General features: G+C 67.6%; 17 protein-coding genes. 11 read left to right on the forward strand and 6 right to left on the reverse strand.

The window, feature by feature from the left end; translation table 11 throughout:
* Positions 1-34 precede the first annotated feature (34 nt).
* Positions 35-1,444, reverse strand: coding sequence for a nicotinate phosphoribosyltransferase (locus AC5P9C_RS14955; protein WP_343541229.1), 1,410 nt, complete (start codon positions 1,442-1,444; stop codon positions 35-37).
* 64 nt (positions 1,445-1,508) lie between these two features.
* On the reverse strand, positions 1,509-2,558 hold the full coding sequence (locus tag AC5P9C_RS14960; RefSeq protein WP_049465432.1) for a bifunctional nicotinamide-nucleotide adenylyltransferase/Nudix hydroxylase: 1,050 nt from the start codon (positions 2,556-2,558) through the stop codon (positions 1,509-1,511).
* 193 nt (positions 2,559-2,751) lie between these two features.
* Between AC5P9C_RS14960 and AC5P9C_RS14965 the strand changes: the two genes are divergently transcribed.
* The gene (locus AC5P9C_RS14965) at positions 2,752-4,644 is read left to right on the forward strand and encodes an RpoH suppressor (RefSeq protein ID WP_329853924.1); all 1,893 of its coding nucleotides are present in this window, start codon (positions 2,752-2,754) and stop codon (positions 4,642-4,644) included.
* Positions 4,645-4,717: 73 nt separating this feature from the next.
* On the opposite strand, the gene AC5P9C_RS14970 is transcribed toward AC5P9C_RS14965, so the two are convergent.
* Together AC5P9C_RS14970 and AC5P9C_RS14975 are read right to left on the reverse strand one after the other, a co-directional pair.
* On the reverse strand, positions 4,718-5,671 hold the full coding sequence (locus AC5P9C_RS14970) for a DUF1028 domain-containing protein (protein ID WP_064237433.1): 954 nt from the start codon (positions 5,669-5,671) through the stop codon (positions 4,718-4,720).
* A 349-nt stretch (positions 5,672-6,020) separates the two neighbouring features.
* Positions 6,021-7,388: a helix-turn-helix domain-containing protein gene (locus AC5P9C_RS14975; protein ID WP_049466250.1), complete on the reverse strand. Its 1,368-nt coding sequence runs from the start codon at positions 7,386-7,388 to the stop codon at positions 6,021-6,023.
* 115 nt (positions 7,389-7,503) lie between these two features.
* Here AC5P9C_RS14975 and AC5P9C_RS14980 point away from each other — a divergent pair, with 115 nt between their 5' ends.
* The 5 genes from AC5P9C_RS14980 to mmsB are packed head-to-tail and all read left to right on the forward strand — an operon-like array spanning position 7,504 to position 13,043.
* On the forward strand, positions 7,504-9,009 hold the full coding sequence (locus tag AC5P9C_RS14980) for a CoA-acylating methylmalonate-semialdehyde dehydrogenase (RefSeq protein ID WP_053461878.1): 1,506 nt from the start codon (positions 7,504-7,506) through the stop codon (positions 9,007-9,009).
* Between the two features lie 14 nt (positions 9,010-9,023).
* Positions 9,024-10,190, forward strand: coding sequence for an acyl-CoA dehydrogenase family protein (locus AC5P9C_RS14985; RefSeq protein WP_049466245.1), 1,167 nt, complete (start codon positions 9,024-9,026; stop codon positions 10,188-10,190).
* Positions 10,187-10,984 carry an enoyl-CoA hydratase gene (locus AC5P9C_RS14990; RefSeq protein WP_053504943.1) on the forward strand — a complete coding sequence of 266 codons (798 nt, stop codon included), beginning with the start codon at positions 10,187-10,189 and terminating at the stop codon, positions 10,982-10,984. The genes AC5P9C_RS14985 and AC5P9C_RS14990 overlap by 4 nt, the downstream gene beginning before the upstream one ends.
* Positions 10,981-12,156, forward strand: coding sequence for an enoyl-CoA hydratase/isomerase family protein (locus tag AC5P9C_RS14995; RefSeq protein ID WP_343541235.1), 1,176 nt, complete (start codon positions 10,981-10,983; stop codon positions 12,154-12,156). The genes AC5P9C_RS14990 and AC5P9C_RS14995 overlap by 4 nt, the downstream gene beginning before the upstream one ends.
* Positions 12,153-13,043, forward strand: coding sequence for a 3-hydroxyisobutyrate dehydrogenase (mmsB, locus tag AC5P9C_RS15000; protein ID WP_049449384.1), 891 nt, complete (start codon positions 12,153-12,155; stop codon positions 13,041-13,043). The genes AC5P9C_RS14995 and mmsB overlap by 4 nt, the downstream gene beginning before the upstream one ends.
* 166 nt (positions 13,044-13,209) lie before the next feature.
* Here the strand turns inward: mmsB and AC5P9C_RS15005 are convergent, their stop codons facing one another.
* Together AC5P9C_RS15005 and AC5P9C_RS15010 are read right to left on the reverse strand one after the other, a co-directional pair.
* Positions 13,210-13,635: an organic hydroperoxide resistance protein gene (locus AC5P9C_RS15005; protein ID WP_005411948.1), complete on the reverse strand. Its 426-nt coding sequence runs from the start codon at positions 13,633-13,635 to the stop codon at positions 13,210-13,212.
* Positions 13,636-13,750: 115 nt separating this feature from the next.
* Complete coding sequence (locus tag AC5P9C_RS15010) at positions 13,751-14,707, reverse strand: cation diffusion facilitator family transporter (RefSeq protein WP_049466253.1); 957 nt, start codon at positions 14,705-14,707, stop codon at positions 13,751-13,753.
* Between the two features lie 425 nt (positions 14,708-15,132).
* Here AC5P9C_RS15010 and AC5P9C_RS15015 point away from each other — a divergent pair, with 425 nt between their 5' ends.
* The 5 genes from AC5P9C_RS15015 (at position 15,133) to AC5P9C_RS15035 (ending at position 20,377) form a co-directional block, all read left to right on the forward strand.
* Entirely contained in the window at positions 15,133-15,489 is a 357-nt protein-coding gene (locus AC5P9C_RS15015) for a lysozyme inhibitor LprI family protein (RefSeq protein WP_240908362.1), read from the forward strand.
* 25 nt (positions 15,490-15,514) lie between these two features.
* A complete protein-coding gene (locus tag AC5P9C_RS15020) occupies positions 15,515-17,911 on the forward strand; it encodes a peptidoglycan-binding domain-containing protein (RefSeq protein WP_074726511.1) in 2,397 nt (798 codons plus the stop codon).
* 89 nt (positions 17,912-18,000) lie between these two features.
* Complete coding sequence (gene dusA / locus AC5P9C_RS15025; protein WP_074726510.1) at positions 18,001-19,032, forward strand: tRNA dihydrouridine(20/20a) synthase DusA; 1,032 nt, start codon at positions 18,001-18,003, stop codon at positions 19,030-19,032.
* Positions 19,033-19,245: 213 nt separating this feature from the next.
* The gene (locus AC5P9C_RS15030; RefSeq protein WP_053504938.1) at positions 19,246-19,620 is read left to right on the forward strand and encodes a hypothetical protein; all 375 of its coding nucleotides are present in this window, start codon (positions 19,246-19,248) and stop codon (positions 19,618-19,620) included.
* Between the two features lie 73 nt (positions 19,621-19,693).
* Entirely contained in the window at positions 19,694-20,377 is a 684-nt protein-coding gene (locus AC5P9C_RS15035) for a response regulator transcription factor (protein WP_004136763.1), read from the forward strand.
* Positions 20,378-20,389 lie beyond the last annotated feature (12 nt).

Below are 20,389 nucleotides of genomic sequence, written 5' to 3' on the forward strand. Positions count from 1 at the left end.
GCCCCGCACCGGGCCCTGACTCCCGCAAACGCCTTCAGCGTCCCGCCGCCGCCCGGGCCCGGATGTCGTCCAGCCGCTGGTCGTGCAGCAGGCGCCCGTTCTCCCACACGGTCACCATCGCGTCCTCGAAGCCGACCGGCAGGGTGTCGTCGCCGTTGGCCGGCAGTGGCACCGTATGCAGGCTGCCGTCATCCAGGCGGCGCAGCAGGCGCATGCGGCCACGCTTGCTGGTCTTGCCGGCATCGGTGACCGGATCCTTGTATACATCGACCCACTCACCGTCGACCCGTGCCGCCGAGCACTTCAGCGCGAACTTCTGCGTGTCGCGGTCCAGTCGCTGCAGCAGGGCGCCGCCCATGCCGAAGGCCACGTTGTCGGCCGCGTAACCGTCGCCCGTGATGCGCTGCAGGATGGCGCGGATCGTGTCGGGGTTGATGCCATCGCCCTGGATCACCCGCACGTGGTTGAGCACGCGATAGCCCTTGCCGTTGATCACGTGGCCGAACGCTTCATCCAGCCGGCGCAGGCTTTCGGCCACCACCTCCACCGGGTCGCCCGAGTCGGGCCGGATGACCAGGGTGGCGCCCGAGGTGATCACTGCATCGCGCAGGGTGGTACCCCAGTGCTCGCTGATCGCGCGGTAGATGTCATAGCTGTCCGACACGACCGCCACGATCGCACCGGGCTTGCCGAACTGGCGCAGCATGTTGCGGTAGGCGTCCACTTCACGCTCGCGGCCCCAGCTGGTGATGGTGCTGTGCTCGGCGGCGGGAATCGAATAGCCGGCCATCGGCGCGTGATAGTGCGCGCGGGCCAGGCACAGGGCCGATACGGTATCGGTGCCGAGGAAGTTGACCAGGTGCGCGGCACCGCCGAGCGCGGCCGATTCCAGGCTCGATACACCGCGCGCGCCGAAGTCGTGCAGCTTGAACGGCAGCTGCCCCAGCGGATCGTCGCTGGTCTGCTGCAGGAACGCGGCAATCGTCTGCCGTGCGTGCCAGCTGATGGTGGCCACGGTGACCGGATACCACACGCGCAGCAGCAGCGTTTCCAGGTACGACGGCACCCAGAACGCGGCCGGATCGGTCGACTCGATCGTCATCAGTGCCTGGTGGGTGGGCACCACGCTGCCCTCGGGCACGGCACGGATGCGTACCGGCAGGTGGCCGCCAAGCCGGTCGACGATATCGCGCCAGCCGGTCTCGTTGAACGGTTCGCCATGCGCGGCGAACACCGCAGCGGCGTCGTCGATGTCGGCGTGGGTGACCGGCCGTGCCAGTGCGTCCTTGAGGATCGCCTGCAGGCCGAAGAACACCGTGCGATCGTGCAGGCCGCCACGCGATTCAACGTAGAAGAACGTGGCATCGGTACCCGGGGGGTACTGCAGCCAATGGCTGGCCTTGTAGCTGTCGGTGTTGAGGAGAAGATTATCGAGGTAGTGCATGACGGAAGCTCCTTCGCGTCGGGTGGCACCGGCGGTCTATCCGCCAGTGGAGAGGCCGGGCCTGTCAGCCGCGGCCGAGGAAATACTCCAGGATGTGCAGGTGGTCTTCGAACAGCTGCGGGCCCATGTCCAGGGCTTCACTCACCGGTATCCAGCGCGCCTTGTCGGCGTCATCGCCGCCGCGCACCGGCGGCAGCTCGCCGGCGGGGAATTCGAAGTGGAAACCGTGGGTGATGGTGCGGCCGCGCTGGCTGCGGTCGGGGTGGTCGAAGACCTGCTGGCCCTTCAGTGACCCCTTCAGCACCGGCAGCGGGATCTTCAGCCGGGTTTCCTCGCGCAGTTCGCGCAGGCAGCTGTCGAGCAGGCTCTGTTCCTGGCCGACGAAACCGCCGGGCAATGCCCACAGCCCCTTGCCGGGTTCCGAGCGGCGGCGCACCAGCAGCACGTGGCCCGAATGCACCACCACTGCATCGGTGGTGACGAAGGTCGGCGCGTAGGGCGCATCCTTCCAGGCGGCCTTGTACTGTTCGATGAAGCGGTACTCGGCGACCAGCTGGGCATAGGCCGGCGCGCTCTTGCGGAACGCTTCGAGCATGTCGAACACCGGCGCCGGCACATTGCCACGCAGCATCAGCAATGCACCGTGGAAGTCCACGTCGCCGGCCTCGAACAGGTAACGCCGCAGTTCGGTGGCCGACAGCGTGGCGGTGTGCTGCACGTCCACCAGCGGCCACTGCGGGAACTCGCGCAGGTAGTAGCTGGACGCATCCTTGTCCATGCCGATCAGGCCGACTCTGGCATCGGCGGCGGCGCCGTCGTTGCGCAGGGCGTCAGCCACCTGGCGCTGCACGTTGGCGATCCACTGTGCTTCGTTGTACAGGTGGTCACGCAGCGGGCGGATCAGCAGGCGGTCGCCATGGCCGTCGAGGGCCGCCTGGATCATCACGGCGCGTTCGGCCACGGTCCAGGGATTGCGGAGGCTGCGGGGGGTATCGGCAGAGCCGACCAGGAAGATCAGCTTGCGGGCCCGGCTCAGGGCCAGGCGGGCAACGGCGGCGTGGCCGTTGTGGAAGGGCTCGAATCGCCCGATGAAGACGAGATAGTCGAATTCCATGAGAATCCCTCATGTCGTTGTGGCAGCCGCGGGTCTGTCCCTTGGCTTGCTGCAGATGCTACGCCGATGGACGGGCCGGTCAAGCCTGCAGCCACGCTTTCTGCTGAACGGCGCATTGCGTGCGCGGACTGCGCCGTTGTTCTCAGGCCCTGAGAAGCCTCTGCGCCATACTGCAACCCACGCGGCGGACGGCATGCTCGGGGGCAAGACAGTGGCGGACAAGTACTGCGATCTGGTCATGAAAGGCGGCATCACCAGCGGCATCGTGTACCCCAATGCGGTACTGGCGCTGGCCCGCGAGTATCGGTTCAAGAGCATCGGCGGCACTTCGGCCGGCGCCATTGCGGCAGCGGTGGCGGCAGCGGCAGCCTGCGGTGATCGCCGCATGCAGGCTGGCGAGCAGCTTGCCGGCGACGCCGGCTATGGCGGGCTGTCGGCGGTGTCGGCACAGCTGTCGCGGCGCGGCTTCATCTACAGCCTGTTCCAGCCGGCGCGTGGCGCGCGCGCGGCCTATCGCCTGCTGGTGGTGCTGACCGGCAATGCCAGCCTGCCGCACAAACTGCTGTGCCTGGCCGTCGCCGTATTCGAGATCGCGCCGCTGGAAGTGCTGGTGTCGTTGGCGCTGCTGCTCGGGCTGGGCGGGTGGGGCGGTGGCTGGAGCGGGGTGGCCGCGACGCTGCTGCCGTCACTGCTGTGCGCGTACGGGGCTGGCGTCGCTGGCGCGGTGCTGCGGGTGGCACGGGTGGCGCGGCGCAACCTGCTGGGCCTGTGCAGTGGTCTCGGGCGCGATGCACGCAAGCCGGCATTGACCGAGTGGCTGCATGCGTGCCTGCAGCAGTTGTCCGGCAAGCCGCTGGATGCACCGTTGACCTTCGCCGACCTGCACGATGCGCCGCGCTATGCCGGTGAGCCGGACAGCCCGCATGCGATCAGCCTGCAGATGATCACCACCTGCATCTCGCACAACGAGCCGCGCACGTTGCCGCTGGGCGGCGCACAGTTCTGGTTCCTGCGCGAGGAGTTCGAACAGCTGTTCCCCGCCAGCGTCGTGCAGTGGCTGGTGAGCCAGGCTGGCCCGCCGCTGGAGGTGGACGGGCGGCGGTATTACCACCTGCCGCAGGGCCCGAAGCTGCCGGTGCTGGTGGCCACGCGCATGAGCCTGAGCTTCCCGCTGCTGATCAGCGCGGTGCCGCTGCATGAACCCTCACGCCGCGAACGACGCTGCGAACCGACCGCCCCTGCGGCCGACCCGGAGCACAACGTGGCCGACAGCATGGAGGGGCTGACCAGTGCCGGGCAGGCCTGCGGCCCGGTGATCACCGCCTTCCGCATCTGCTGGTTCTCCGATGGCGGCATCAGCAGCAACTTCCCGATCCATCTGTTCGACGCCGCCCTGCCGCGTTGGCCGACCTTCGCCATCAACCTGGTCTATCCGCAGCACGCCGAAGCAGTGAGCCAGGGCAGCGGCAGCCGGCAGGCGCTGGAGCATGCGGTGTTCCTGCCCACCGAAAACCGCCACGGCTGGCAACGGCATTACCAGTCCATTGCCACGCCGCTGGCCGCAGCCGAACTGGGGCGCTTCCTGTTCGCCGTCGTGGCGACCATGCAGAACTGGCGCGACCTGCTGCAGGCGCGCGCACCGGGCTATCGCGACCGCATCGTGCACGTCAGCCTGCAGGGCGACGAGGGTGGCATGAACCTGGACATGCCGCAGGAGGTGCTGACCCGCATCGCCGACAAGGGCAGCCTGGCCGGTGCGCGTTTCTGTTCGTTCTCGTTCGAGAACCACTACTGGATCCGCTGGCGCAACCTGGCCTCGGCCTACCAGCGCTACACGCTGGAGGTGGCGCGCACCGATGATCCGGCGCAGCAGGTGCTGGCTTACCGCGCGGCGTATTCGATGGTCGCCCGCGGTGAACCGTCACCGCCCTCGTACAAGCTGGGCTCGGAAGACAAGCGGCTGGCCTCGCAGCAACTGTGGGGGCTGATGGTCGAGCAGGGCCGCAGCTGGGACGACCTCGGCCCTGACCTTACCGATGGGGCGCCGCGACCGCTGCCGCAGATGAAGGTCACGCCGATCTACTGATCTCCGCCGCAGCCGATTGAACTGTTCTGGTGGGTGCCGACCTTGGTCGGCACGATCTGACCCCTGCGGTGCCTCATCGCCACGACGCCACCACCGCATCACCCTGCATGGGTACATACAACGGCAGCGCCAGCTCCTGCTTCACCCAGCCCGGATTGAGCGCACGCAGGCCGGCCAGGTATTCGCGGGCCAGCGCGATATCCCCCTGCCGCATCGCCAGGCGCGCAGCGCGCGCCCAGGTGCGGTCCCAGCCATGGGCCAGCGACAACGAGGTCGCCAGTGCCGCACGCGCCCCTGCCACATCGCCTTTCTCCCAGCGCTGCTCGGCGCGGATGATCGCCTCGTTGGACAGGCGCATGTCGTACAGCTCGCGCAGCCTTGCGACCGCGCGTGGGTCAGCGTCCACGCGCAGGTCGGTGTCCTGCCAGTCGCCGCCGGGCGTACGCACCAGCAGCGCCGCCGACCACTGTCCGCTGCGTTGGCCACCCGCTGCCTGACCTGCTTCCAACGCCGCCAGCAGGCGCGCGGCTAGCGGCCCACGTGAGGTGGCGAAGACGCGTTGCATCGATGCCAGCACCTCCCACCCGGCCAGACCATTGCCCTGCACGCTCAGCATGCCCTCGCCCTGCGCACCGGCCCAATCCGCCTGCTGCGCGGTAGCGCCGGTGTACTGCGCATTGCCGCCGCGTGCGCTGACCAGCCCCACCTGGCGCTCGGCCAGCGTGGTGCCATCGAAGTTGCCATCTTCATCCAACAGCTGCTTCAGCACCTGCGCAGGCGTGCGGCCTTTGGCCATCAACTCCAGACCCTTCGACCCATAGGTCGGGTTGGTTTCGAACTGGCTGGCGACCGCACCCACTTTCGCCTGCGCCCACGGCACGCCCACGCCGCCGACCGCCAGGTTATGCGTGGCCACCGCCACCCCACAGTCGCCGGCCTCGTTGCAGGCGGCAATGGAGAACGTCGCCCACGCCGGTGTGGCGGTGGCAGCGAGCAGCAGGGCCAGGCAAGAGCGCAACAGGGGCATGGGTGTCTCCATGGGCAGGCATTGCAATGGGATGCAGCCTACGCACGAAAGGTTTAGTAGATCCACGCGATGTGTGGATCAAGCGTGTCGACCTTGGTCGACACCCACCAAGAGCAGCGTGCCGACGAACGGTCGGCACCCACCCACAGCAGCGGGAAACTGTCGAAGGCGGGGTGGGTCCGGTTGCGGGGGTGTCCGCGGCATGGATGCCGCGGACAAGCCCCCAAGGACGGGTTTACGGCGTCCCCCGCAACCGGACCCACCCCGCCATCCCACGGAAAGCCCGTTGTTGCTTTTGCTGTTGCCTTGGATTGAAGCAGGTGCAGGGCGCAACCCTGCCGAACCAACCCTATCGCCCCGGCAACTGCGCGAACGCGCGCTGCATGCAGTCCTCGCGCGGGCACACCCGGCAACCCGGCCCGATCGACACCGAGTTGCCCGGGCTCTGCACATCCAGCCCCAGCGAATACACCAGGCGTTCGGCATGCTGCAGATCGCAGCCCAGCGCCACCGCGAAGGTCTTGCGGGGCTGGCCATGGCCCACCGGGCCACTGCTGACCTGCCGCGCCAGCCAGAAATGGCGGCGGCCATCGGGCATGCGCGCGGTCTGGGTGAGGATGCGGCCGGGCTGGTTGAACGCCTCGTAGACGATCCACAGGGGGCACGATCCACCCACCTGCGAGAAGTGGAAGTCGGTGGCCGAATGGCGCTTGGACACATTGCCCGCACGGTCCACGCGGATGAAAAAGAACGGCAGGCCAGGTGCGCTGCGCCGTGCCAGCGTGCTCAGCCGGTGGCAGACCGCCTCGAACCCGACGCCGAACTGGTGCGCCAGCAGCTCGATGTCGTAGCTGCTGGCTTCGGCCGCACGCAGGAAACGCATGTACGGCATCACCAGCGCACCGGCGAAGTAATTCGACAAGCCAATCCGCGCCTGCGCGATGCGTGCCTCATCGGTAAAGCCGGCACGCGCCACCACCGCATCGATCTGCGGCAGGTAGCCGTGCAGGGCCAGTTCGGCGGCCATCTGGAACGCCTGCTGGCCCGGCTCCAGGTAGTCCGGCAGCCACAGCCGTCGCGTGCCCGCATCGTACTGGCGCTTCTCGCGCCCGGCCTGCAGCGCGGCCACTTCCACCAGCACGCCGTGGCGGTCGGCCAGCAGCTGGCGCAGGCGTGGTGCCACATGCCCGGGCGACAGCCCCCACTCGGCGAACAGGCGTTCGGCCAGTTCGTCCAGTTCGGGAATGTGGTTGTGCATGCGGTTGAAGAACTCGCGCACCTGGTCGCCGGCCGGCAGGGTGCTGCCGGCGCCGGGCTCGCCCAGCTGGAACTCCAGTGCGGCGGCGTGCTCGCGCAGCGCCAGGTGGCGGCGGTGCAGGTCCAGCAGCGCGCGGCTGACCTGCGGCAGGTTGCCGGCCAGCGCGCGCAGTTCGGTCGCACTGACCTCGGCCAGGCCCAGGTCGCGCAGGGTTTCGCCCAGTGCTTCCTGCAGGGCGGCGGGCTCATCGTCATCGAACAGCGAGGAAACGTCGCCCAACACCTCTCCCAGCTTCTTCTGCACCGCCGGTGTCAATGGGCGCTTGTTGCGCTCGATCTGGTTCAGGTAGCTGGCCGACAGCCCCAGCGCGCGCGCCAGATCGGCCTGGCTGTAGCCGCGCTGCTCGCGCAGCCGCAGCAGGCGCAGGCCAAGTTGCCGTTGGGGGGCTGAATAATTCACAGAATTAACAGGAATCGTGGGGCGCATTGGCCAGATTAAGCGGATTCAGGCCGGAAATCGAGGTGGGTGCTGTGAATAATGCCAAGCATCTTTCGCACCCCGTGGGATTGTCGTCATGACTGTTGCAGCGCCCCGTATCCGCATGCTGATCGATGGCCAGTTCGTTGAATCGGCCACCTCCCACTGGCAGGACGTGATCAATCCGGCCACCCAGGACGTGCTGGCCCAGGTGCCGTTCGCCACCGCCAGCGAAGTGGACGCCGCCGTCGCCGCCGCCAAGGAAGCCTTCAAGACCTGGCGCAAGACCCCGATCGGCACCCGTGCACGCATCTTCCTGAAGTACCAGCAGCTGATCCGCGAAAACATGAGCGAGCTTGCCCACATCCTCACCGCCGAACAGGGCAAGACCCTGCCGGACGCCGAAGGCGATGTGTTCCGCGGCCTGGAAGTGGTCGAGCACGCCGCCGCCATCGGCAACCTGCAGCTGGGCGAGCTGGCCAACAACGTGGCCAATGGCGTGGACACCTACACGATCATGCAGCCGCTGGGCGTATGCGCCGGCATCACCCCGTTCAACTTCCCGGCGATGATCCCGCTGTGGATGTTCCCGATGGCCATTGCCACCGGCAACACCTTCATCCTCAAGCCGTCCGAACAGGACCCGATGGTCACCATGCGCCTGGTTGAACTGGCGCTGGAAGCCGGCATTCCCAAGGGCGTGCTGAACGTCGTCCACGGTGGCGAAGAAGTGGTCAACGCGATCTGCGACCACCCGGACATCAAGGCCGTGTCGTTCGTCGGTTCCACCCGCGTCGGTACCCACGTCTACAACCGCGCCTCGCTGGCCGGCAAGCGCGTGCAGTGCATGATGGGCGCCAAGAACCACGCCGTGGTGCTGCCGGACGCCAACAAGGAACAGACCCTCAACGCGATGGTCGGTGCCGCCTTCGGCGCCGCCGGCCAGCGCTGCATGGCCGCTTCCACCCTGGTGCTGGTGGGCGAAGCGCGCAGCTGGGTGCAGGACCTGGTCGAAAAGGCCAAGACGCTGAAGGTCAGCGCCGGCACCGTGTCCGGCACCGACGTCGGCCCGGTCATTTCCTGCAGCGCCCGCGAGCGCGTGGAAGGCCTGATCGCCTCGGGTGTGGAGCAGGGCGCCAAGCTGGTGCTCGACGGCCGCAAGCCGCAGGTGGATGGCTTCGAGAAGGGCAACTTCGTCGGCCCGACCATCTTTGCCGGCGTCACCACCGACATGCGCATCTACCAGGAAGAGATCTTCGGGCCGGTGCTGGTCATCCTCGAAGCGGACACGCTGGAAGACGCCATCGCGATGGTCAACAGCAATCCGAACGGCAACGGCACCGCACTGTTCACCCAGTCCGGCGCCGCCGCGCGCAAGTTCCAGGAAGACATCGACGTCGGACAGGTCGGCATCAACGTGCCGATCCCGGTGCCGGTGCCGCTGTTCTCCTTCACCGGTTCGCGCGCGTCCAAGCTGGGCGACCTGGGCCCGTACGGCAAGCAGGTGGTGCTGTTCTACACCCAGACCAAGACGGTCACCGCGCGCTGGTTCGACGACGAGACGCTGAGCCACGGCGTCAACACCACGATCAGCCTGAAGTAAGCGCAGGAGCAGCCATGAGCCACTCGATGACGACGGAACTGGACGAAGCACAGCAGGCGTACCGCGAGGCTGCGCGCGACTTCGCACTGGCCGAACTGGCGCCGCACGCCGCGCGATGGGATGCGGAGGGCATCTTTCCGCGCGAGGCGATCGCCAAGGCCGGGGAACTGGGCTTCTGCGGTCTGTACATGGACCCGGAAGTGGGCGGCAGCGGCCTGAGCCGACTGGACGCCGCCGTCGTCATCGAGGAGCTCGCCAACGTCGATCCGTCGACTGCGGCCTACATCAGCATCCACAACATGGCCTCGTGGATGGTGTCCACGTGGGGCCAGCCGGCCCTGCGCGACGCCTGGGGCAGCGACCTGTCTTCGGGCAACAAGCTGGCCTCGTACTGCCTGACCGAGCCGGGCGCCGGTTCCGATGCGGCCTCGCTGAAGACCACCGCCGTGCGTGAGGGCGACCATTTCGTGCTGAACGGCTCGAAGGCCTTCATTTCCGGCGCCGGGGCCACCGAACTGCTGGTGGTGATGGCGCGTACCGGCGGTGCCGGTGCCGGCGGTGTCAGCGCGATCGCGGTGCCGTCGGACCTGCCAGGCATCAGCTTCGGCCGCAAGGAAGAGAAGATGGGCTGGAACAGCCAGCCCACCCGCGGCATCACCTTCGAAAACGTCCGCGTGCCGGTCAGCCACCTTCTGGGAGAGGAAGGCGGCGGCTTCAAGCTGGCGATGAAGGGGCTCGACGGCGGCCGCATCAACATCGCCGCCTGCTCGCTGGGCGCCGCGCAGGGTGCGCTGGATGCCGCGCGCCGCTACATGGGCGAGCGCCGCCAGTTCGGCAAGGCGCTGGCCGAGTTCCAGGCGCTGCAGTTCAAGCTGGCCGACATGGTCACCCAGCTGGTGGCCGCGCGGCAGATGGTGCACACCGCCGCGCGCAAGCTTGATGCCGGTGCCAGCGATGCCAACGTGTGGTGCGCGATGGCCAAGCGTTTTGCTACCGATGCGGGTTTCAACGTCTGCAACGAAGCGCTGCAGATCCATGGTGGCTACGGCTACATCCGCGAGTACCCGATCGAGCGCCTGCTGCGTGACTGCCGCGTGCACCAGATCCTGGAAGGCACCAACGAGATCATGCGGGTGATCGTTGCCCGTCACCTGCTCAACACCGAAGAGGAACTGCGATGAAGGATTGGCGTACCCAGGAGCACGTGGGCCTGAAGGTCGAGGTCGATGGCCACACCGCCGTGGTCACCCTGAACAACCCGCCGGCGCATACCTGGACCGTGCACAGCCTGTCGGCGCTGCGCGACCTGGTCGGCGCGCTCAACGCAGACCGCGACATCTACGCGCTGGTGATCACTGGCGAGGGCGAGAAGTTCTTCTCCGCCGGTGCCGATCTCAACCAGTTCGCCTCTGGCGACAAGGCTGCCGCACGTGAGGCAGCGCGCCGCTTCGGTGAAGCCTTCGAGGCGCTGTCCGGTTTCCGTGGCGTGTCGATCGCCGCGATCAACGGCTACGCCATGGGCGGTGGACTGGAATGCGCGCTGGCCTGCGACCTGCGCATCATCGAAGACCACGCCCAGGTCGCGCTGCCGGAGGCCACCGTCGGCCTGCTGCCGTGTGCTGGCGGCACCCAGAACCTGCCGCGCCTGGTCGGCGAGGGCTGGGCCAAGCGCATGATCCTGCTGGGCGAGCGCATCAATGCCGAGACCGCGCTGCGCATTGGCCTGGCCGAAGAAAAGGTCGGCAAGGGCGAAGCCAAGGCACTGGCGCTGGAATGGGCGAAGAAGGCCGGCAAGCAGAGCCCGACCAGCATCGCCGCCTGCAAGACCCTGGTGCAGGCCACCCGCACCGGCACCCACGCCTCGGCGCTGGTGGCCGAGCGCGAAGCCTTCGTCGACCTGTTCGACACTGCCGACCAGGTCGAGGGCGTCACGGCCTTCCTGGAAAAGCGCGCCGCGCAGTGGAAGAACGCATGAGCACCGACACCGCTGCCGACGACGCACCGGTGCTGTTCGAAGCGCGCGTGGCCGGCAATGGCACGCGCATCGGCATCGCCACGCTCAACGCGCCGCGCACGCTCAACGGCTTCTCGCTGCCGATGGCGCATCTGCTGCTGAAGCAGTTGAATGCCTGGGCCGATGATGACGGCATCGCCATGGTGGTGCTGCAGGGCGCCGGTGAAAAGGCGTTCTGCGCCGGCGGCGACCTGCACAGCCTGTACAAGAGCATGGTCGCCTTCCGCGAGGCCGGCCGCAGCGACATCCGAGGGAACGACTACGCCGCCGAGTTCTTCGACGTCGAATACCGCGTCGATTACCTCATCCACACCTATGCCAAGCCGATCCTGTGCTGGGGCCATGGCATCGTGATGGGCGGTGGCATCGGCCTGATGTCCGGCGCCAGCCACCGCGTGGTCAGCGAGCGCTCCAAGCTGGCCTTCCCGGAAATCACCGTCGGCCTGTTCCCCGATGTCGGTGGCAGCTGGCTGCTGCCGCGTGTACCCGGAAAGGGGGGCCTGTTCCTGGCGTTGACCGGCGCGCTGCTCAACCCGGGCGATGCCATCTATGCCGGCCTGGCCGACGTGCACGTGGCCGAAGAACGCCGAAGTGCAGTGTTCGATGCGCTGCTGCAGGTGGCCTGGTCCAATGACACCGCGCACAACCACGAACGCCTGACCCATCTGCTGCAGTCGCATGCCAGTGATGCCGCCACCGGTCCACTGCTGGCCCACGCGGCGCAGGTCGATGCGTTGTGCGAAGGCGATGACCTTGAAGCCGTCGTTGCGCGTATTGCCAGCCTGCAGACCGATGACGCCTGGTTGCAGGCGGCTCAGAAGACCCTTGCGGCCGGCGCACCGGGTTCGGCACGGTTGGCGTACGAACTGCAGCGCCGCAGTGCCGGCCAGGACCTGGCCGCGATCTATCGCCTGGAGTACATCGTCGCCCTGCATTGCGCCGCCCACGGTGATTTCGCCGAAGGCATCCGCGCGCTGCTGATCGACAAGGACCGCAATCCGCAGTGGAACCCGGCCACCCTGGCCGAGGCCACCGGCGCGTGGGCCGACACCTTCTTCGCTTCCCCCTGGGCCGACGCCGCGCAACCGCTGGCTGACCTGGGCACTCCCCTTGTTGAAAGGAGCCTTGCATGAGCCGCATTGCATTCATCGGGTTGGGCAACATGGGTGGCCCGATGGCCGCCAATCTGGTCAAGAACGGCCACAGCGTGCGCGTGTTCGATCTGGTCCCGGCCGCGGTGCAGGCCGCCGTCGATGCCGGCGCCAGTGCCGCCGCGTCGGCGCGCGACACCCTGGCCGATGCCGAAGTGGTGATCTCGATGCTGCCGGCCAGCCGTCATGTCGAAGGCGTGTACCTGGGCGACGACGGCATTCTTGCCGCGATCCCCGCCGGTGCACTGGTCATCGACTGCAGCACGATCGCACCGGCCAGCGCCCGCAAGGTCTCGGAAGCGGCCGCCGCGCGTGGCCTGCAGATGATCGACGCACCGGTGTCCGGTGGTACCGCAGGGGCACAGGCGGGCACCCTGACCTTCATCGTCGGTGGCGAGGAGGACGCGCTGGAGCGCGCCCGCCCGGTGCTGCAGGCGATGGGCAAGAACATCTTCCACGTTGGCGCCAGCGGTGCCGGCCAGGTCGCCAAGCTGTGCAACAACATGGCGCTGGGCGTGATCATGGCGGTGACCGGTGAAGCCATCGCACTGGGCGTGGCGCACGGCCTGGACCCGAAGGTACTGTCGCAGATGATGGCGGTCAGCACCGGCCGCAGCTGGGCCACCGAGGTGTGCAACCCGTGGCCGGGCGTGCTGGAGAATGCGCCGGCCTCGCGTGGCTACAGCGGTGGCTTCGGCAGTGATCTGATGCTGAAGGACATGGGCCTGGCGGTGGAAGCGGCGATGAGCGTCGGCGCCTCGATCCCGCTGGGCGAAGTGGCGCGCAACCTGTACTCGATGAACCACCAGGCCGGCCGCGGCAAGCTGGATTTCTCCAGCGTCGTGCAGCTCATCACCAGCGAAAAGTGACCTGGTAGTGCCGGCCGCTGGCCGGCAACCTCATGCCCCCCTGTGGGACAACGAAGGTGGGATGGGCGGATGTTCGGTTTCGACCGGCATCCGCCCATTTTTTTGGGGTGGGTTCCCCGGGGATCGGATCCCTCTCGCAACGCGAAAGGGCTCTGACCCCGTTGCATCAGGCCACGACCAGCGTCACGTCGATGTTGCCGCGGGTGGCGTTGGAGTACGGGCACACGATGTGCGCCTTCTGCACCAGTTCTTCCACCTGCTCGCGCGGCACGCCCGGCACGTTGATGGTCAGCTCGGCCTCGATGCCGAAGCCGGTCGGGATCTGGCCGATGCCGACCTTGCCAGTGACGGTGGTGTCGGCCGGCAGCGCGACCTTGGCCTGGCCGGCCACGAACTTCAGCGCACCCAGGAAGCAGGCCGAGTAGCCAGCGGCGAACAGCTGTTCCGGGTTGGTGCCCGGGCCACCGGCGCCGCCCAGCTCGCGCGGGGTCGACAGCTGGATGTCCAGCACGTTGTCGGAGGAGACGGAACGGCCTTCGCGGCCGCCGGTGGAGGTTGCCTGGGCGGTGTACAGAACCTTTTCGATGGACATCGGGATGCTCCTGGTCAGTGGGTGGGTGGGTGTTGCGTTGGAGCCTACTTTGCCCGCTTTCCGCGTACGGTGGGTTGCAACGCGTACGAAAAACTTGATCGATCGTCCTGTTGGCCTAGATCGTCCATTCGCGGTCGGTGGTGAACATGATGGTCAGCCAGCGGTCGGGCGAGGCTTCGCCCAGCGCATCGCCGATCTCGTCGCGCAGCCTGTCCCATTCCACCAGCGGCCGCGGCGGGTCGTCCTCGCGCACCACGAAGAACAGTTCGATCTGTTCGCCACGCCCCACCTGGGCCACGTAGCTGCGGTGCTCGACGAAGCCATGCTTGGCCACGATCGCGCGTGCCACCGCGTCCACGTGCGCCTGCAGTTCCGGCGGAGTGACCAGCAGGATGCCGGCCAGCGCCCGGCGCACGGTACCGAGCGGGGCGATCATCACCAGCACGCAGACGAAGGCAAGGATGGCCGGGTCGATGTACGGCCCGACCCAGGCCAGCGAGGTGCCGCGCACCAGCACGCCGCCGAGGAAGGCCAGCAGATAGCAGGCCGACATGCTGGCGGCGATCACCCAGTTCTTCGCGTCCAGCGCGATGAACTCCGAACCGATGCGGCGGTTGGCGCGCAGGATGAACCCGGCGAGCGCACCTTCGCCAACGATCGACAAGCCGGCGAAGGCGATGGCCGGGCCGAGCGCGATGTGGCGGCCGCCGGACATCAGCGCATCCACCGCGTTGACCAGCGCATACAGCGCCGCACCGATCATCAGCGTGCCGCTCACCCCCAGCACGATCGGCTCCAGGTGCCAGAAGCCCATGGTGAAGCGCTGGTTGAGCCGCGACTGCAGCGCGTCGGTGCTGGTTGAAAGCGCGATCAGACGCGCGACCAGCAGCGACAGCCAGGTCATCACCACATCGATCAGGCCGTAGATGCCATCGAAGATGATCAGCGAGGAATTGGCCAGAAGACCGAATACCACCGCAGCGGCAGCCAGCAGCAGCGAGGCGGCGATGGACAGGCGCAGTACGCCCTGTTCGGTGGTGGAGTCGAAGAATTGCGGACGATCGGCGGCCATGGAGCGATTGTAGAGCGCCGCCGCGCCCCGCGCGGGACCGGGCCAAAGCGGCTGCGATCGGGTGCACACATTCTGAATCCAGTCAGGCATCTGAAATCCGCGCCGACGTAGCATGCAGTTCCCGATGGGGCCGATGGACGGCCCCGCGTTGTCGGGCCACGTGCCTGGATGCCAAGGAGATGCAAGCAATGCAGGGAACGAATCACCTTTCAGCGGCCCCCCGCGAAACGTTCGGTAAGGCCGCAGCCATCGCGTTTGCGTTGGCACTGAGCCTCAGCCTGGCAGCATGCCAGGCGAAGAACCCGCAGGCGGATACGACGCATGCGCCTGCTGCGGCCGCGCCTGCCACTGCATCGGCGCCGACCACTGCAGAGCCTGCACGTGCCGCACCTGCCACGACAGCGACGGACGCCGATGACGAAGACATGCCACCCCGGCGCCCGGATGATTCCTACAACAAGGCCACGTTGCGGCCGCAGTACGCCACGTGCGTGAACTCCAGCGGCGGCGAGACCCCCGTACTGCAGGCGTGTGGCGATGAGGAGCTTGCCTGGCAGGAGCAGCGGCTCGAGCAGGCCTTCATGAAGATCGTCGACGGCCCCGATGGCAAGGACAAGGACAGGCTGATGGACGAGCAGGCGGCCTACATGTCCGATACCAATCGCTACTGCAGCTGGAACCCTGCCGAAGACGGGCAGGGACAGATGCTGGACGCGCAGTCCTGCCGGATCAATCGCACGGCCAACCGTGCCGATGTGCTGCAGGCACTGACCTCGAAGTAATTCCCCCGCCAAGGAGTGCAGGACGATGGATGTTGTGACCCAGGCAAAGCAGGCGATGGACCGCTGGCATCGCGGCCAGACGTCGGCGCATTTCGAAACCGGCGGTCGCGGCCCCGGCCACGTGTCCACCGGCAGGGGCGACCACGGTGGCGTGTCGTATGGCAGTTACCAGTACGCGACCAATGTGGGCGGCGTGGACGAGTACATCGCTGCATCGCGTTACGGCAACCGCTTCCATGGCCTGCAGGCGGGGACCCCGGCTTTCACCGAACGCTGGAAGGAGGTGGCGGCTGCCGACCCGGCAGGCTTTGCCAGGGACCAGCACGACTTCATCCAGCACAAATACTATGACGTGCAGATGGGGCGCCTGAAGGATGTGGGCATCGATCTTTCCGGCCGCGGTGCGGCCGTGCAGGATGCGCTGTGGAGTACCTCGGTGCAGTACCGCGGCATGACCCGCTCGGTGTTCCAGAAGGGTCTCCAGCACGCCTACGGCGAAGACTTCAAGCTGGCTGAGCTGAGTGACGAGCAGATTGTCCGCGCGGTGCAGGACTACAAGCACGCCAACGTGCAGTCGCACTTCCAGAGCTCGCCGACCCTGTGGGATTCGCTGCGTGACCGCGCGCTCACCGAGAAGACCGCGCTGGTCGGGTTGGCGCGCTACGACCAGGTCAACCGCAATCCCGAGGCCTACCAGGGCAAGGATTACCAGCAGGCGTTCGGTGAGCCCGAACCCGGACAGCGTGGCCAGCGTGCGGCGGTAGCGGCGATGGCCGACGGCGTGCTGACCCCAGGCGAGCGTGGGGCCGAGGTCCAGGCCCTGCAGGCCAAGCTGATCCAGGCGGGCCATACCGGCCACGACGGGCAACCGCTGGCGGCCGATAGCCACTACGGTGCCAATACCGAGCATGCGGTGCGCGCGTTCCAGCAGGCCCACGGGCTGACCGTCGACGGCAAGGCCGGCCGGGAGACCCTGCAGGCCCTGGATACCGCAGTACGCGGGCACACGCCGGTGCAGCCCGCAGCGCCGACCGCCCCGGCAGGCACTGCGACGCCTGCACCCGCAACCGCGCGTGAGCCCGATACCGCCCCTGCGCCCGGTGGCCAGCGCATCGTCGTGGTCGAACCCTTTGGCAACGGCAGCAGCAACCGCACACTGCGTCATGGCACCAGTGGCGAGGACGCTTATCGCGAGTTGAAGATTCATCACCCCAACACCAATGCCGAGGCCGTGCGCACCGGCAATGCCGCCAAGGCTGACCGGCCGTCGGCCATGGTCGAGGGCGAACTGGAAACCGTGCGGACCCGCGGTGATCGCAACGGCATCCCGCTGGTGCACAAGGATCTGATCCTGAGCAATGCGCGCGGCGACCGGGAGGTGATGATTCCCAATCCGGTCGCCGGGTATGTCCAGGTCAACAATGACAAGTGGAATTCGATCAGCATCTGGAGCCATCCGGCCGGGCATCCGCAGCGCGAACTGGTCGGGCAGGTGCTGCACGGTGCGCGTGGCACCACGCCCTACAAGACCGGTGATTTCGTCGAGTACGGTGCGCCGTTGATCCGCCAGTCCGATGCCGGTACCCCGGGTGCCGTGCATGCACATATCGAGCTCGAGCCCGATCAGTACCGCAGGTTCCTGGGCGACATGCTCAACGACCGCATCACCCTGGGCGGCAAGGTCCACGCGCAGGGCCCCGAAGCGGCGCAGGCCGCGCGCAGCACGCAACAGGCACCGATGGCCGATGGCGTGCTCAAGCAGGGCGAACGTGGTGATGAGGTCAAGGCCCTGCAGGGCAAGCTGGCGGCGCTGGGCTACGCGGGGGCCGACGGCAAGCCGCTGCATGCCGATGGCGTGTATGGCAAGGACACGGTCGCAGCGGTGAAGCAGTTCCAGGCCAACAACGGCCTCGACGACGATGGCAAGGCCGGCCGGAAGACCCTGGCGCAGGTCGATGCCCCCAACGCGGTCAAGGCCAGCACCCAGCCGGCAGCACCGGGTCGGGCCGAACCGGCGGCGCCGGCCAGCATGCGCGACCCCGGGCATGCCGACCACGCGCGCTTCGGCCAGGCCCTGGACAAGCTGCAGGCGCTGGAGCAGCAGCGCGCCCAGGCCGGATTGAAGCCGCTGTTCGCCAACCCGCAGGAGGCCGAGCGTGCGGCCGGCCAGTTGGCCTACGAGAGCAAGGTGTCCGGCATGCGCCAGATCGACCACGTCGTGGCCCGCCCCGATGGCACCGGCCTGTTCGCCGTGCAGGGCGAGCTGGGCGATCCGGCCGCGCAGCGGACCTTCGTCGACCGCCAGCAGGCGGTATCGCACTCGGTCGAGGCCAGCAGCCGGCAGAGCGAGGCGTTGGACAGCCAGTTCAACCCGCGTGCGCAGGAACAGCAGCAGGAACAGGTGCGCAACCGCGGGCTGTAAGCCCTGCGCGTCCCTGGGGCCGGTCGACCGGTCCCACGGCCACCCGCCGCCATTCAGTCGGTCGGTGTAAACTATTGATCTCACTGGCAATGCCAGTCTCTGCGATCACTAGCCCGATGACGTCCGCCGCCGCCCGTTACGCCGATTCCCTGCGCCTGTCCGTTGCCCCGATGATGGACTGGACGGACCGCCATTGCCGCGTATTCCACCGCGTGTTGGCGCCCGGCGTGCGCCTGTACACGGAGATGGTGCACGCCAACGCAGTCATCCACGGTGATCGCGAACGCCTGCTCGGCTTCGACCGCAGCGAACTGCCGCTGGCGCTGCAGCTGGGCGGCAGCGACCCGGCGCTGCTGGCGCAGGCTGCGCGCATCGCGGCGGAGTGGGGCTACGACGAGATCAATCTCAACTGCGGCTGCCCGTCCGACCGCGTGCAGGCCGGCCGCTTCGGCGCCTGCCTGATGCGCGAACCGGTGCTGGTGGCCGAGTGCGTGGCGGCAATGGTCGATGCCGTTCAGATCCCGGTGACGGTAAAGTGCCGCCTGGGCGTGGACGAGGACAACGATTACGACGTGTTCGCCGCCTTCGTCGACCGCCAGGTCGCCGCCGGCGCGGCGATGGTGGTGGTGCACGCGCGCAACGCGTGGCTGAAGGGCCTGTCGCCGAAGGAGAACCGCGAGGTTCCGCCGCTGAAGTACGACTGGGCCTACCGCCTGAAGCAGGAGCGCCCGGCGCTGCCGGTGGTCCTCAATGGGGGCCTGGCCAGCATCGAGGCGGTACAGGCGCAGGCTGCGCACGTCGATGGCGTGATGCTGGGCCGCGCGGCCTACCACGACCCCTACCTGCTGCATCAGCTGGAGGCGCTGCAGACCGGCGCTCCGCTGCAGCCTCGCGGCGATCTGCTGCGCGCGCTGCGTCCCTACGTGGAAGCGCGCCTGGACGAAGGCCTGGCGCTGAAGCACATCACCCGCCATCTGCTCGGCCTGTTCCACGGCCAGCCCGGTGGCCGCGCATTCCGCCAGGTGCTGAGCGAAGGCGCGCACCGTCCGGGTGCCGACTGGGGCCTGGTCGAGCAGGCGCTGGCGGTCACGGAGCGTGACGCGGATCGTGCCGCAGCGTGACCGCAGTCACATTCCTGACTTGACACCGCGCGGCAATTGGTCCCGAATGTTCACCTAGCTGAACATCATGAGGTCGGGACCGGAAAAGTTCAGACCGGATTCACTGCCTCAAACCAAGAATTTGCAAAGGATTTGTAAAAGGCCGGGTCCCGAACCCGGCATCCGGATTCACGACTTTTGAACGAATCGCCGTGCTCGGCTAGGATCGCATCGATGTCTTCCGCTCCCCTTCATTGCCGCATTGCCCTGGCCACGTGCGTGGTGCTGGCGGCCGCGCCGCTGTCGTCGGCGCTGGCGCAGCAGCCGACGCGTGGCGAGCAGGGGCGTGCAGAGATGATGGAGCGGGGCGAGCGCGGCAACCGTGGCGACGAACGTTCGCTGTCCGATGCCGTGCGCCGCGTGCAGCGCACCACCGGTGGCCACATCCTCGGTGCCGAGCGCGTGCCGTTCGATGGTCGTGACATCAACCGGGTGAAATACATGGACGACCGGGGCCGGGTCCGCTACATGGACGACCCCGCCCCGTCGCGTTCACAGCCGCGCACGCCGCGGTCGGATATGTCATCACTACGCGGCGATAACCCCTGAACAGGGATAGTCGTCGCTATCAACCCGTACCCCACTGGCCTCCGGGCCACACCCAGGACACTAGGGAGAGTTCATGCGTATCCTTCTGGTCGAAGACGAAGCCCCGCTGCGTGAGACCCTGGCAGCCCGGCTCAAGCGCGAAGGCTTTGCCGTCGATGCTGCGCAGGACGGCGAGGAAGGCCTCTACATGGGGCGCGAAGTTCCGTTCGATGTCGGCATCATCGACCTCGGCCTGCCCAAGATGTCGGGCATGGAGCTGATCAAGGCCCTGCGTGACGAAGGCAAGAAGTTCCCGGTGCTGATCCTGACCGCGCGTTCGAGCTGGCAGGACAAGGTCGAGGGCCTGAAGCAGGGCGCCGACGATTACCTGGTCAAGCCGTTCCACGTCGAAGAGCTGCTGGCCCGCGTCAACGCGCTGCTGCGCCGCGCCGCTGGCTGGAGCAAGCCGACCCTGGAATGCGGCCCGGTCGCCTTGGACCTCGCCGCCCAGACCGTCAGCGTGGCCGGCAGCAATGTCGACCTGACCAGCTACGAGTACAAGGTGCTGGAGTACCTGATGATGCATGCCGGCGAACTGGTCTCCAAGGCCGACCTCACCGAGCACATCTACCAGCAGGACTTCGACCGCGACTCGAACGTGCTGGAAGTGTTCATCGGCCGCCTGCGCAAGAAGCTGGACCCGGATGGCGAACTGAAGCCGATCGAGACCGTGCGCGGTCGCGGCTACCGTTTCGCGATTCCGCGCAACGAGGGCTGAGCCGGCTCGCCC

It is taken from the genome of Stenotrophomonas sp. YJH_SMC_10, assembly GCF_059371555.1.